Genomic DNA, 12363 nt, shown 5'->3' with positions numbered 1-12363 from the left:
TAGAGACTATTGGTCTAAAGTCCCGGTTGAGACGAACGGTCATTTCTGGTTGAGTGGAGATGCCGCCCCCGATAAAGCTCAGGGGATTGTCACAGCCCGGTCACGTGGCGGTTCTAACCTAGGCACACAACCTGATGAGGAGACAGGCCATGTCCTTGCAACACAGCAGCAATGACAAGATTGAAGTGATCCGCACCAAGCCCGGCCAGACTCTGGGTTGTTCGATCATTGATAAGGACGGGCGTGAAGTACCGATCACTGAAGACATGATCCAGGACGCTTGCCGCGAGCTGGAGAAGCGATTGATCAAGCCTGCCGAACAAAAGTGATATAGCCACTGTCTTCCTGACCCGGCCCCTCTGGCCGGGTTTTTTATGCGTGGCTGTCAGACCGCAGCTTGCTCGCGAACGGGCCGGTTCGGTGCCCTAGACCGCAACCGCTCCAAGTGCCGCCACGATCTGCCGCAATACAGGCGAATCTCCCTCAATCCGCACCTTCAACCCTTCAATCTCGCGCCGAACCGGATATTGCTTGCGCAGCACATCAAATGCCGCACGCTGTTCAGCGAGATTGCCTACAAGGCTGCGGCGAAAATCCGCATCGTCGCGGCGTGGGTCGTACACGCCACGGCACAACATCGCCAACGCCCAGGCAGGATCGCTGTCGGCCTGCAAGGTGACTTGCGACAACCACGGGGCAGGCAGCAAGTCACTGAGCTGGATGCTCGCAGGCTGCCCGATAAAGTCGCAGTACGCCTGATAGATCTGCGCCGTCCCGCGCTGTTTGCCATCGAGGCTGTACCCGGCAATGTGCGGCGTGGCCAGTACGCAGAGTTCGGCCAGTGCCACATCGACCTCCGGTTCTGCCTCCCAGACATCGAGCACTGCTTGCAGGTCTTCACGCGCCAGCAGCACTTTGCGCAGCGCGGCGTTATCCACCACCGGGCCACGGGCAGCATTGATGAGCCAGGCACCGGGCTTGAGTTGCTGCAAACGCTGTTGATCGAGCAGATGCCAGGTCGCCCCTTCACCGCTGCGGGTCAATGGCGTGTGCAGGCTGATCACATCGCATTGCTCGATGATCTGCTCCAGGCTGACGTAATCGCCCCCCTCGGCGGACTGACGCGGCGGATCGCAGACCTTCACGTTCCAGCCCAGACCTTTAAGGACCGTGATCAGTCGACCACCGACTTCGCCCGCACCCACCACACCGAAGGTTCGCTGAGCCAGATCGACGCCTTCGATTTCGGCCAGCGTCATCAGGCTGCCAAGCACGTAATCGACCACGCCCCGGGCATTACAGCCGGGCGCACTCGACCAGGTGATACCGGCTTGGGCGAAGTATTCAAGATCCAGATGATCAGTGCCTATGGTGCAGGTGCCAACAAAGCGCACCTTACTGCCCTCGAGCAAGGCACGGTTGACGCTGGTCACAGAACGCACCAGCAATACATCGGCCTGTTCAACCGTCGCACGGTCGATGGAACGGCCTGGAACTCGGCGGATTTCACCGAAACCGGCAAAAAAAGCATCGAGCAACGGAATATTTTCGTCGGCAACAATCAGCATGGCGGGCTCCTTTGGCGGATCGGCAGTTTAGGTGCAGACAGGCGGTTGGGCCAGCAGGCTTTGCGCTTACAAATCCGTAACAGAGGATTTTTCCTGACCAAGGCGTCAGCGGCGTAGAATGCGGCGCCCTGCGCATCAATATCTGTGGACGCTTTGCCTGTGAATTCCGTAACTGACCAACCTGTCGCCGTCGCCCTCACCCGTCCCGCCAGGGTTCGCCTGGAGATGAAAAACCTGCTCGCCCTGGCGTTGCCGATCATCATCGCGCAACTGGCAACCACGGCCATGGGTTTCGTCGACACGGTAATGGCCGGTCGCGTCGGCCCGGGGGATCTGGCGGCGGTGGCCTTGGGCAACTCGATCTGGGTACCGGTCTTCCTGCTGATGACCGGCACCCTGCTGGCGACCACGCCGAAAGTCGCCCAGCGCTTCGGCGCCGGCACTCACAGCGAGATCGGCCCGGTTGTGCGACAGGCATTGTGGCTGGCGTTGGCAGTAGGGTTAATTGCGACCGTAATGCTGCTCGGCGCCGAGCCGATCCTGCATCTGATGAACGTCGATCCCGAGCTGATTGGCCCTTGCATGCAGTATTTGCACGGCATCGCCAGCGGGCTGCCGGCGGTGGCGTTTTATCATGTACTGCGCTGCTTCAGTGATGGCCTGGGCCGCACGCGGCCGGCGATGGTGTTGGGCTTGTGCGGCCTGGCGCTCAATATCCCGCTGAATTACATCTTCATCTACGGCCACTTCGGCGTGCCGGCCATGGGCGGCGTCGGCTGCGGTTGGGCCACGGCGATCGTGATGTGGGTGATGGCGCTGGGGCTGGCCGGTTACGAGCGCTGGGCGCCAGCCTATCGTTCAAGCGAACTGTTCAGCCGTTTCGATTGGCCACAGTGGGCGGTCATCAAACGTCTGCTGGCGATCGGCCTGCCGATCGGTATCGCCGTGTTTGCCGAGTCGAGCATTTTCGCGGTCATCGCGCTACTGATCGGCAGCCTCGGCGCTACCGTGGTGGCCGGGCACCAGATTGCACTCAACGTCAGCTCGCTGGTGTTCATGATTCCTTACTCACTGGGCATGGCAGTTACCGTGCGCGTGGGCCAGGCTCTGGGCCGGGAAGAACCGCGTGAAGCGCGTTTTGCGGCGGGCGTCGGCATGGGGACCGCATTGGCCTACGCCTGCTTGTCGGCGAGCATGATGTTGCTGTTGCGCGAGCCGATTGCGGCGATCTACACCGCTGACCCGACGGTGATTCACATCGCCGCGATGCTGATTGTGTATTCGGCGCTGTTTCAGTTTTCCGACGCGATCCAGGTCACCGCCGCCGGCGCGTTGCGTGGTTATCAGGACACACGCGTAACGATGATCCTGACCCTGTTCGCCTATTGGGGCATCGGCCTGCCGGTGGGTTACGCCCTCGGCCTGACAGATTGGCTCGGCGCGCCTCGTGGCCCGAGCGGTTTGTGGCAAGGTTTGATCGTCGGCCTGAGTTGCGCGGCGTTCATGTTGTCGATTCGTCTGACCCGCAGTGCGCGCAAGCGTATCCGAATCAGCCGTTCGCTGGGCTAAGTCCACTTAAACCAAAAAAATGTGGGAGCGGGCTTGCTCGCGAAAGCGGTATCTCAGTCGCCCTTGTAGGTGACTGAAAAACTGCATTCGCGAGCAAGCCCGCTCCCACATTGGGTTTGGCCTGAGGCTCAGGCGTGCTTCTTGCGAATCCAGTACAGGTAAGTACCGGCCTCTTCATGCTGGCTAACCAGTTCATGGTCGAGAAACACGCAGAACTTGGGGATATCGCGCTTGGTCGACGGATCGGTGGCGATCACCTTGAGCAGGCCGCCGGGTGCCAGATCACGGATGTGCTGATGCAGCATCATCACCGGCTCCGGGCAATTGAGGCCCGTGGCATCGAGGGTACCGTCGACCGGCATGTCGATCATTTCACTCATGATTCACTCCTGAAACTGGCCTGCATTGTCGCGCATTGCCGGGTATATCGTCTAACCCTGTGGTGCTTCAGCGGGATTTGGGTTTTCTAACGTCATGCCGACGCAAGTGGCACGTGACCTCTTCGCGATCGTGATACAGCTGCTTGCAGCCGATATCAACCTTGATGCCGCGCGCCTTGAAACCATCGGCAATGCGCTCAAGCAGACGCTTCACTTCGGCATAACGCTGTTTCATCGGCAGCTTCAGGTTCACGACCGCCTCACGGCAATGCCCCTCGCCGATCCACTCTTCGAGCATCGCCGCGTTACGCGCCGGTTTCTCGACGATGTCGCAAACCATCCAGTCCACCGGTTGCTTGGGCTTGAAGGTAAAACCGTCAGCCATCAAATGCTGCACCAAACCCGTGTCCATCAGACTTTCGGCCATCGGACCGTTGTCGATGGCGGTCACCAGCATGCCGCGATTGACCAGTTGCCAGGTCCAGCCACCCGGCGCGGCGCCGAGATCGACGCCGGTCATGTCGCTGTGTAGACGATCTTCCCACTGATCACGCGGGATGAAGTGGTGCCAGGCCTCTTCCAGCTTCAGTGTCGAACGGCTTGGCGCCTCACGCGGAAACTTCAAACGAGGGATACCCATCGGCCACATCGCCGAGTTACCCGCGTCCGCCATACCGAGAAAAACTTCGCGGCCGCTCTTGAAGGTCAGCAACAGACGCGGCTTGCTGGCGTCTTCCACCAGTTTGCCGGCGCCGGTCAACGCTTTACGCAGCGGGCCTTCGAACTTCTTGCAGAAATTCGACAGTTCCTTGCCGTCGTTGGTGTCGACGACTTCCAGCCAAAGGCTGCCGCACACCGGGAAATCGGCCATGTGCGCGAGGATCACGCTGATACGGTCGGTTTCCGGCAGATCGATGAAAACGCCACGCGCCCATTGGCGCGGGAAGATCAGCTCGGCAAAACGCTGACCACGCATCAGGCGCTCGGCGCCGTCTTCTTCGGTGCAGACAAACTCGGCGCAGGCGGTGGCCGTTTTGGCTTTGGCGTAACCGGCCACGTTGAGTTGGGCGGCGAGGTCGGAAATCTCCGAGCAGACTTCGCCTTCGAAACCTGGCCGGCAATGCATGAATAGGGTGTTCATTCTTACTCCTGGGCAGAGGGCGGACATTCGGCCCCTGCGCGATGCTCAGGCCTTGCGTTGCGGCAAAGCCTGTCACGAAAACCGGCGCATGATAGCCGATGTCGGAACCTTGGACTTCGTCATAGAGTCCAGTTATTAGCCAGCTAATGAAAACAGGGCTAGTTTTAAAGCTCTATTCGTCCCCCAATCCGTAGCCGTGCGGATTCAAAGGAGTGATCGTAATGCCGTCCCTCGATAGTCTGAAGACGCTTAAAACACTGCAAATCGACGATAAGACCTACCACTATTTCAGCCTGCCGGATGCTGCCAAAAGCCTTGGCAACATCGACAAGCTACCGATGTCGCTGAAAGTGCTGCTGGAAAACCTGCTGCGCTGGGAAGATGAAAAAACCGTCACCGGCGCCGACCTCAGAGCGATTGCCGCCTGGCTCAAGGAGCGCCGCTCCGACCGCGAGATCCAGTACCGCCCGGCCCGGGTATTGATGCAGGATTTTACCGGTGTACCGGCCGTGGTCGATCTCGCCGCGATGCGCGCCGCCATGGCCAAGGCCGGTGGTGATCCGCAGCGGATCAATCCGCTGTCGCCGGTGGACCTGGTGATCGACCATTCGGTAATGGTCGACAAATTCGCCACCGCCAGCGCTTTCGAGCAGAACGTCGACATCGAAATGCAGCGCAACGGTGAGCGTTACGCCTTCCTGCGTTGGGGCCAGAGCGCTTTCGACAACTTCAGCGTGGTGCCGCCGGGCACCGGGATCTGTCACCAGGTCAACCTCGAATACCTCGGCCGCACGGTGTGGACCAAAGATGAAGACGGTCGTACCTATGCCTTCCCTGATACGCTGGTGGGCACCGACTCCCACACCACCATGATCAATGGCCTTGGCGTGCTGGGCTGGGGTGTCGGCGGGATCGAAGCCGAAGCGGCGATGCTTGGGCAACCGGTGTCAATGCTGATTCCGGAAGTGGTCGGTTTCAAACTGACCGGCAAACTCAAGGAAGGCATCACCGCGACCGACCTGGTGCTGACCGTCACGCAAATGCTGCGCAAGAAAGGTGTGGTGGGCAAATTCGTCGAGTTCTATGGCGACGGCCTCGCCGACCTGCCGCTGGCTGACCGCGCGACCATCGCCAACATGGCTCCGGAATATGGCGCAACATGCGGTTTCTTCCCGGTCGATGACGTGACCCTGGAATACCTGCGCCTGTCCGGACGCCCCCCGCACGTGGTGAAACTGGTCGAGGCTTACACCAAGACTCAGGGGTTGTGGCGTCTACCCGGTCAGGAGCCGGAGTTCACCGACAGCCTGGCGCTGGACATGGGTGGCGTCGAAGCGAGCCTCGCCGGGCCAAAACGACCGCAGGATCGCGTTTCATTACCCAACGTTGCGCAAGCCTTCAGCGACTTCCTCGACCTGCAATTCAAACCCACCAGTAAAGAAGAAGGACGTCTTGAAAGCGAAGGTGGCGGCGGCGTGGCCGTGGGCAATGCCGATCTCATCGGCGAAACGGAGTACGAATACGAGGGGCGCACCTATCGACTGAAAAACGGCGCCGTGGTTATCGCCGCCATCACCTCGTGTACCAACACCTCAAACCCGAGTGTGATGATGGCCGCCGGGCTCTTGGCCAAAAAAGCCGTGGAGAAGGGGCTGACCCGTAAACCGTGGGTGAAGAGTTCGCTGGCGCCGGGCTCGAAAGTGGTTACCGATTACTACAAGGCGGCGGGACTGACGCAATACCTCGACCAGCTTGGCTTTTCGCTGGTGGGTTACGGTTGCACCACCTGCATCGGCAACTCCGGCCCGCTGCCAGAGCCGATCGAGAAAGCCATTCAGAAAGCAGACCTTGCTGTCGCTTCGGTGCTGTCCGGCAACCGCAACTTCGAAGGTCGGGTGCATCCATTGGTGAAAACCAACTGGCTGGCCTCACCACCGCTGGTGGTGGCTTACGCGCTGGCCGGCACTGTTCGTACCGATATCAGCAGCGAACCGTTGGGCAATGATCCACAAGGCAATCCGGTGTATCTGCGCGATATCTGGCCGAGTAGCCAGGAAATCGCCGACGCGGTGAATCAGGTCAACACCGCGATGTTCCACAAGGAATACGCCGAAGTGTTTGCCGGCGACGAACAGTGGCAAGCCATCGAGGTGCCACAAGCGGCAACTTATGTGTGGCAGGACGATTCGACCTACATCCAGCATCCGCCGTTTTTCGACGAGATTTCTGGCCCACTGCCAGAGATCAAGGATGTAAAAGGCGCGCGGGTGTTGGCTTTGCTCGGCGATTCGGTGACCACCGACCACATCTCCCCTGCCGGCAACATCAAGACCGACAGCCCGGCCGGGCGTTACCTGCGCGAAAAAGGCGTGGAACCGCGAGACTTCAACTCCTACGGCTCGCGGCGCGGCAACCATGAAGTGATGATGCGCGGCACCTTTGCCAACATCCGCATCCGCAACGAGATGCTCGGCGGTGAAGAAGGCGGCAACACGATCTACATGCCCACGGGTGAGAAACTGGCGATCTACGACGCGGCCATGAAATATCAGGCTTCGGGAACACCCTTGGTGGTGATTGCCGGACAGGAATACGGTACCGGCTCCAGCCGTGACTGGGCGGCTAAAGGCACCAACCTGTTGGGCGTCAAAGCGGTGATTGCCGAAAGTTTCGAGCGCATCCACCGCTCCAATCTGGTGGGCATGGGCGTATTGCCGCTGCAGTTCAAGCTCGATCAAAACCGCAAGAGCCTGCACCTGACCGGCAAGGAAACCTTCGAGATTAAGGGCCTGAGTGGCATTGAGCTGACGCCGCGGATGAATCTGCCGCTGGTGATCACCCGTGAAGACGGGCAGCAGGAGAGAATCGACGTGCTGTGCCGCATCGATACCTTGAATGAAGTGGAGTACTTCAAGGCGGGCGGGATCCTGCATTACGTGCTGCGGCAGCTTATCGCCTCTTGATCCACACCGTACGTGCTGGGGGGAGCTTGCTCTCTCCCCACAGTGGGTCATACCGGCACTTTTTTACGGACGAAAAAAAACCCGCCGAAGCGGGTTTTTCCCAAGACCATTATCGACTCCCTGTCGGCAGCGATCCTTGCAATGGTCGATCATCCGTGATCCTGAAGTACTCCCTGTGCTTCAGTTGATGTGTGTAGATTACGCGTGGGATCCAATCGGCAATAGTCGACATAGCTACCATCGCGTGTAGGACATTCGCTATACGACCCCTTCCGAAAACCCTTAGACGTGTCAGGCGCGGGGCTTCAAATCCGCAATGTGTTCGACTTCCAGCGGCCCATAGGCGTATTCCGGCAGAAACCATACAGCAGCCAACACCCCCAACCTCATCCACCTGCCCCCTGACGAGCCCTGGCACTGTCGATAAGAAAGTGTTCAAGGCGGCTCAACTGTTCTTCCCAGCCACGGCTGTCCATGTAATAAGCCTCCTTCTGACGAATATCCGGAATGTGCGCAAAACCTGACTCTGACACCTTCAGCAAGGTGCCTTCCTCGTAATCCTGCAACTCAAACTTGACCAGCGTGGTGGGCTCTTGGGAATAGTCGATCTTTGGATTGACCGCATACGGATGCCAGCGGAATGAAAATAGTTGCTGCGGCTCGACTCGCTCGACCAGCACATTCCATAAAACGTGCTCAAAACCCGGATACGTGACTTGCCCTTGCGTCCATTCGCCGGCAATAAAACGCCTGCCTTCCAGTGCCACCCCAAACCACTGGCCAAACGCCTCGGCATCGACCAATGCACGCCAGACATGAGAACGTGGCGCCCTGAGCGTGATTTTGCGTTCGAAACTATTGGGTACTGGTTTCATACGTCACCTCCTGTTCTGAACAGTAGGCTTGTATGACCACATGTCCAACCTGAAGTTGTATCAAAGCAGTGCAGCGATTCATCTGCAATGACACATCCGGCAGCGTTTCAAGCGCCTCTGAACGGTTGAAACTGATACCTTTTCCCGGGAATTGAACGAAGCAAGGAAGAATCATGCAGCCATCCCTCACCGAACGTTATCGCGGCGCCCTGCTGGGCCTGGCTTGCGGCGACGCGGTCGGCACCACGGTTGAGTTCAAACCGCGCGGTTCATTCCAACCATTGACTGACATGCTCGGTGGTGGTCCTTTCCACTTGAAACCGGGGCAATGGACGGATGACACATCGATGGCTCTGTGCCTGGCGGAAAGTCTGCTGAGTAAAAACGGTTTCGATGCCACAGACCAGATGGGCCGCTATCTCAACTGGTGGAAATGGGGTTACCTCAGTTCGACCGGCGAATGTTTTGATATTGGCATGACCGTCAGTCAGGCGCTCTCGCATTATCAGCAAACAGGTGAACCCTTTGCTGGATCAACCGACCCGCACACCGCTGGTAATGGCTCCCTGATGCGGCTGGCACCGGTGGTGCTGTTTTACTTTCCTGACGTTGAACTGGTGCGAAAGTTTGCCGCCGACAGCTCGCGAACAACCCATGCAGCGCCTGAAGCTATCGAATGCTGCTTACTATTTGCCGAACTGATCGGCAAAACCCTGCTCGGAACAGCGAAAAACATCTTGCTCGAGCACGCCCTCACGACCTTCACACAACCCAAAGTCGTTGCGCTGGCCCGAGGTGAATACCTCGACAAACCGGCAAACGAAATACGCGGTAGCGGCTACAGCGTCGAGTCATTGGAAGCAGCATTGTGGTGCTTTCATCACACCGACAGTTTTTCAGAGGCGATCCTGCAAGCCGCGAATCTGGGCGATGATGCCGACACCACCGCCGCGATCGTTGGCCAGTTGGCCGGTGCCTTCTACGGCGTCGGGGCCATTCCTGCCAAATGGCTGGAACTGCTGCATGAAGGCGAGGAGATTACAGCGACCGCAGACCGCTTGCTTGAAGCCTCCAGACAACGAGCACCTGAATAGGAACCACGCAGTCGCTACACTACTCTGCACTTTCATCCGACATAACGAGAACTCCCATGTCCCCACGCCTGCTCCTGGCCCTGATGCCATTTCTGTTCACCCCCCTCGCCCACGCCGCCGTCGACTGTGCCAACGCCAGCGATCAGGCGACGATGAATCAATGCGCCGGCCAGGACTTCAAAGCGGCGGACAAAGAACTGAACACCGTATATCAGCAGATCACCGGGCGCTTGAAGGACAATCCGGATAGCAAGAAGCTGTTGGTCAATGCGCAAAGGGCGTGGATCGGGTTTCGCGATGCCGAGTGCGCGTTTTCGTCATCCGGGGTGGCGGGCGGCAGCGTTTACCCGCTGATTTACAGTAGCTGCATGACGGCCGTGACCAAAGTCCGGGTTGAGGCGCTGAAGCAATATTTGAAGTGTGAAGAAGGTGACATGGGTTGCCCGGTCCCCGGGGCCTGATGCGTGTAGTGAGGATTTTTTGCGCAATAACTGTGCCGCCGCGCGGAAACGGTATTGCTCGACAGCTTCCAGCACATGCTCAGCCTGCGAGAGCCTGTGCTGTCTAGCTGCTGCCGGTTAAACGTGCGGATTGCCCGGTGCTTTGGTCGGCGCGGCGTATTGCGGCTTAAGATGACCATCCTGATCAAGTAGCCAGGCGTCCATGATCTGCCGTACCACGGGACCGGCGACACGACCACCGGCTTCGCCGTTTTCGATCATCACCGAAACCGCAATCTTAGGATCTTCAGCCGGCGCAAAACCGACGAACAAGGCATTGTCGCGGTGGCGTTCGAGGGTCTTCTCACGGTTATAGCGCTCACCTTGCTTGATCGCCACCACCTGTGCCGTGCCGCTCTTGCCGGCGATTCGATATTGCGCACCTGCTGCCGCCGCGCGAGCAATGCCGCGGGGAGCGTGCATCACCATCTGCATGCCGTGGTTGACCTGCTCCCAGTCGCGCGGGTCCTTGAGCACGATATTCGGCATCGGATGCTCATCGACCGGTGCCACACCATCGACAGTCTTGGCCAAGTGCGGTCGGTTCCACACGCCTTTGTTTGCGATCAACGCGGTCGCCTGCGCCAGTTGCAAAGGTGTGACCTGCATGTAGCCTTGACCAATACCGAGGATGACCGTTTCGCCCGGGTACCAGGCCTGCCGCCGTGTCGCGCGCTTCCAGGCTTGAGATGGCATCAGACCGGGGGATTCTTCGAACATATCCAGCGAGACTTTCTCACCCAGGCCGAACATCGCCATGTAGTCGTGCAGGCGATCAATGCCGAGCTTGTGCGCCAGATCATAGAAGTAGGTGTCGTTGGAGCGCATGATCGCTGCGTCCATGTCGACCCAACCGTCACCGCTGTGGTTCCAGTTTCGGTACTTGTGATCGTAGTCCGGGAGTTGGTAGTAGCCCGGATCGAACACGCGGGTCTGCGGCGTGACAACGCCCGCATCGAGACCGGCGATCGCGACTTCCGGCTTGATCGTCGAGCCCGGCGCGTACAAGCCTCGAAGTACACGGTTGAATAGCGGCCGATCAATGGAGTCACGGAGCGCCGAATACTCCTTGGAGCTGATGCCAGTAACGAACAGGTTAGGGTCAAAACTCGGGTTGCTGACCATGGCTAACACCTCGCCACTGCTCGGATCAAGCGCCACGACGGAACCGCGGCGATCCCCCAAAGCAGCTTCGGCAGCTTCCTGCAATTTGACGTCGAGGCTCAGGACTATGTTTTTGCCCGGCTCGGGATCTGTATGTTTGAGTACCCGTAGCACTCGGCCTTGAGCGTTGGTTTCCACTTCCTCATAACCGACGTGACCGTGCAGTTGCGCTTCATAGAAGCGTTCGATACCGGTTTTGCCGATGGATTGGGTGCCGCGGTATTCCACCGAGTCGAGGGTCTTGGATTCTTTTTCATTGATGCGGCCGACATAACCAATTGAGTGAGCGAAGTGCATGCCGAATGGGTAATGTCGAACGAACTGTGGCTCTACATCCAGGCCAGGCAAACGGAACTCATTGACCGCCAACACAGCGATTTGTTCTTCCGTCAGCTCATAGAACAGCGTTACCGGGGTGAACGGGTGGTGGGACTGCTTCAGCGCCTTGTCGAATACCGTCCGATCTTCCGCAGGTAGGTGTAAGAGATTGATAACCTCGTCCAACTCCTGATTGACGTTGGTGGCACGTTCGCGAGTGATGCTCAGGTTGTAACTGGGACGGTTATCTGCCAATAGCACGCCATTGCGGTCGTAGATCAGTCCGCGTGTGGGCGGGATCGGCAAAACATGGACGCGGTTGTTTTCTGAAATGGTTGAGTGGTAGTCGAACTCGACTACTTGCAGGATGTAAAGGCGCACCACCAGCGCACAGCTAATGACGAAGACGAAAAAGGCGCAGGCGATCAACCTTTTGTTGACCAGCCGCGCCTCTTTCTCGTGATCCTTGATCGGGATTGGTTCAGGCATTTCCACAGCAACTCTTTGACATAAATGAGTGCCGCTCCCTAGGCATGGCATCAGTCCGTGAAAAAAAGAGCTGCACCATACCAAAAACTGCCCGGTCACTTCATAACGTTTTTCCCCCAACAGAAGCTCTTGTAACAGCTAGGGGATCAACGGGCCTGAAAACTTTCCTGCGGGCAAAACAAAACCCCAACTGCTTTCGCAATTGGGGTTTCGGAATTTAATCTTGACGATGACCTACTCTCACATGGGGAAACCCCACACTACCATCGGCGATGCATCGTTTCACTGCTGAGTTCGGGATG

Annotated in this window: 10 protein-coding genes and 1 rRNA gene; 5 read left to right on the top strand and 6 right to left on the bottom strand. The window is 58.4% G+C overall.

Annotation, left to right across the window (positions count from 1 at the left end):
* Window positions 1-149 precede the first annotated feature (149 nt).
* The gene (locus AACY11_RS16680) at window positions 150-329 is read left to right on the top strand and encodes a PA1571 family protein (protein WP_339433398.1); all 180 of its coding nucleotides are present in this window, start codon (window positions 150-152) and stop codon (window positions 327-329) included.
* A gap of 96 nt (window positions 330-425) precedes the next feature.
* Here AACY11_RS16680 and pdxB read toward each other — a convergent pair whose 3' ends face one another.
* Complete coding sequence (gene pdxB, locus AACY11_RS16675; protein ID WP_339495330.1) at window positions 426-1568, bottom strand: 4-phosphoerythronate dehydrogenase PdxB; 1143 nt, start codon at window positions 1566-1568, stop codon at window positions 426-428.
* 159 nt (window positions 1569-1727) lie between these two features.
* Here pdxB and AACY11_RS16670 point away from each other — a divergent pair, with 159 nt between their 5' ends.
* Window positions 1728-3137 carry an MATE family efflux transporter gene (locus AACY11_RS16670; RefSeq protein WP_339433400.1) on the top strand — a complete coding sequence of 470 codons (1410 nt, stop codon included), beginning with the start codon at window positions 1728-1730 and terminating at the stop codon, window positions 3135-3137.
* A gap of 128 nt (window positions 3138-3265) precedes the next feature.
* On the opposite strand, the gene tusA is transcribed toward AACY11_RS16670, so the two are convergent.
* The gene (gene tusA / locus AACY11_RS16665; RefSeq protein WP_339433401.1) at window positions 3266-3517 is read right to left on the bottom strand and encodes a sulfurtransferase TusA; all 252 of its coding nucleotides are present in this window, start codon (window positions 3515-3517) and stop codon (window positions 3266-3268) included.
* A gap of 67 nt (window positions 3518-3584) precedes the next feature.
* The gene (gene rlmM / locus AACY11_RS16660) at window positions 3585-4658 is read right to left on the bottom strand and encodes a 23S rRNA (cytidine(2498)-2'-O)-methyltransferase RlmM (RefSeq protein ID WP_339433402.1); all 1074 of its coding nucleotides are present in this window, start codon (window positions 4656-4658) and stop codon (window positions 3585-3587) included.
* Between the two features lie 221 nt (window positions 4659-4879).
* Between rlmM and acnA the strand changes: the two genes are divergently transcribed.
* Entirely contained in the window at window positions 4880-7621 is a 2742-nt protein-coding gene (gene acnA / locus AACY11_RS16655; protein ID WP_339433403.1) for an aconitate hydratase AcnA, read from the top strand.
* 386 nt (window positions 7622-8007) lie between these two features.
* Here the strand turns inward: acnA and AACY11_RS16650 are convergent, their stop codons facing one another.
* On the bottom strand, window positions 8008-8496 hold the full coding sequence (locus tag AACY11_RS16650) for an SRPBCC family protein (RefSeq protein ID WP_221733243.1): 489 nt from the start codon (window positions 8494-8496) through the stop codon (window positions 8008-8010).
* Window positions 8497-8669: 173 nt separating this feature from the next.
* Here AACY11_RS16650 and AACY11_RS16645 point away from each other — a divergent pair, with 173 nt between their 5' ends.
* Window positions 8670-9590, top strand: coding sequence for an ADP-ribosylglycohydrolase family protein (locus AACY11_RS16645; RefSeq protein ID WP_339433404.1), 921 nt, complete (start codon window positions 8670-8672; stop codon window positions 9588-9590).
* Between the two features lie 56 nt (window positions 9591-9646).
* Window positions 9647-10051, top strand: a complete 405-nt coding sequence (locus AACY11_RS16640; RefSeq protein WP_339433405.1) for a lysozyme inhibitor LprI family protein — start codon at window positions 9647-9649, stop codon at window positions 10049-10051.
* 117 nt (window positions 10052-10168) lie between these two features.
* Here AACY11_RS16640 and mrdA read toward each other — a convergent pair whose 3' ends face one another.
* Window positions 10169-12061 (bottom strand): penicillin-binding protein 2, encoded by a 1893-nt coding sequence (gene mrdA / locus AACY11_RS16635; protein WP_339495328.1) that lies wholly within the window; start codon window positions 12059-12061, stop codon window positions 10169-10171.
* A gap of 221 nt (window positions 12062-12282) precedes the next feature.
* Window positions 12283-12363: ribosomal RNA gene (rrf, locus tag AACY11_RS28440) — 5S ribosomal RNA — on the bottom strand; the annotation flags it as partial.

Origin of the sequence: Pseudomonas sp. RA_105y_Pfl2_P56 (assembly GCF_963970845.1) — a bacterium.
Classification (GTDB): domain Bacteria; phylum Pseudomonadota; class Gammaproteobacteria; order Pseudomonadales; family Pseudomonadaceae; genus Aquipseudomonas; species Aquipseudomonas baetica_A.
Note: the sequence above shows the minus strand (reverse complement) of the source record. Positions and strands in the feature narration are given on the sequence as shown.

What these genes read in the sequence shown, in the direction of transcription:
- rlmM (WP_339433402.1), bottom strand. Translation starts at nt 4,658, where the DNA reads ATGAACACCCTATTCATGCATTGCCGGCCAGGTTTCGAAGGCGAAGTC.
- AACY11_RS16650 (WP_221733243.1), bottom strand. Translation starts at nt 8,496, where the DNA reads ATGAAACCAGTACCCAATAGTTTCGAACGCAAAATCACGCTCAGGGCG.
- mrdA (WP_339495328.1), bottom strand. Translation starts at nt 12,061, where the DNA reads ATGCCTGAACCAATCCCGATCAAGGATCACGAGAAAGAGGCGCGGCTG.
- AACY11_RS16645 (WP_339433404.1), top strand. Translation starts at nt 8,670, where the DNA reads ATGCAGCCATCCCTCACCGAACGTTATCGCGGCGCCCTGCTGGGCCTG.
- pdxB (WP_339495330.1), bottom strand. Translation starts at nt 1,568, where the DNA reads ATGCTGATTGTTGCCGACGAAAATATTCCGTTGCTCGATGCTTTTTTT.
- AACY11_RS16680 (WP_339433398.1), top strand. Translation starts at nt 150, where the DNA reads ATGTCCTTGCAACACAGCAGCAATGACAAGATTGAAGTGATCCGCACC.
- AACY11_RS16640 (WP_339433405.1), top strand. Translation starts at nt 9,647, where the DNA reads ATGTCCCCACGCCTGCTCCTGGCCCTGATGCCATTTCTGTTCACCCCC.
- acnA (WP_339433403.1), top strand. Translation starts at nt 4,880, where the DNA reads ATGCCGTCCCTCGATAGTCTGAAGACGCTTAAAACACTGCAAATCGAC.
- tusA (WP_339433401.1), bottom strand. Translation starts at nt 3,517, where the DNA reads ATGAGTGAAATGATCGACATGCCGGTCGACGGTACCCTCGATGCCACG.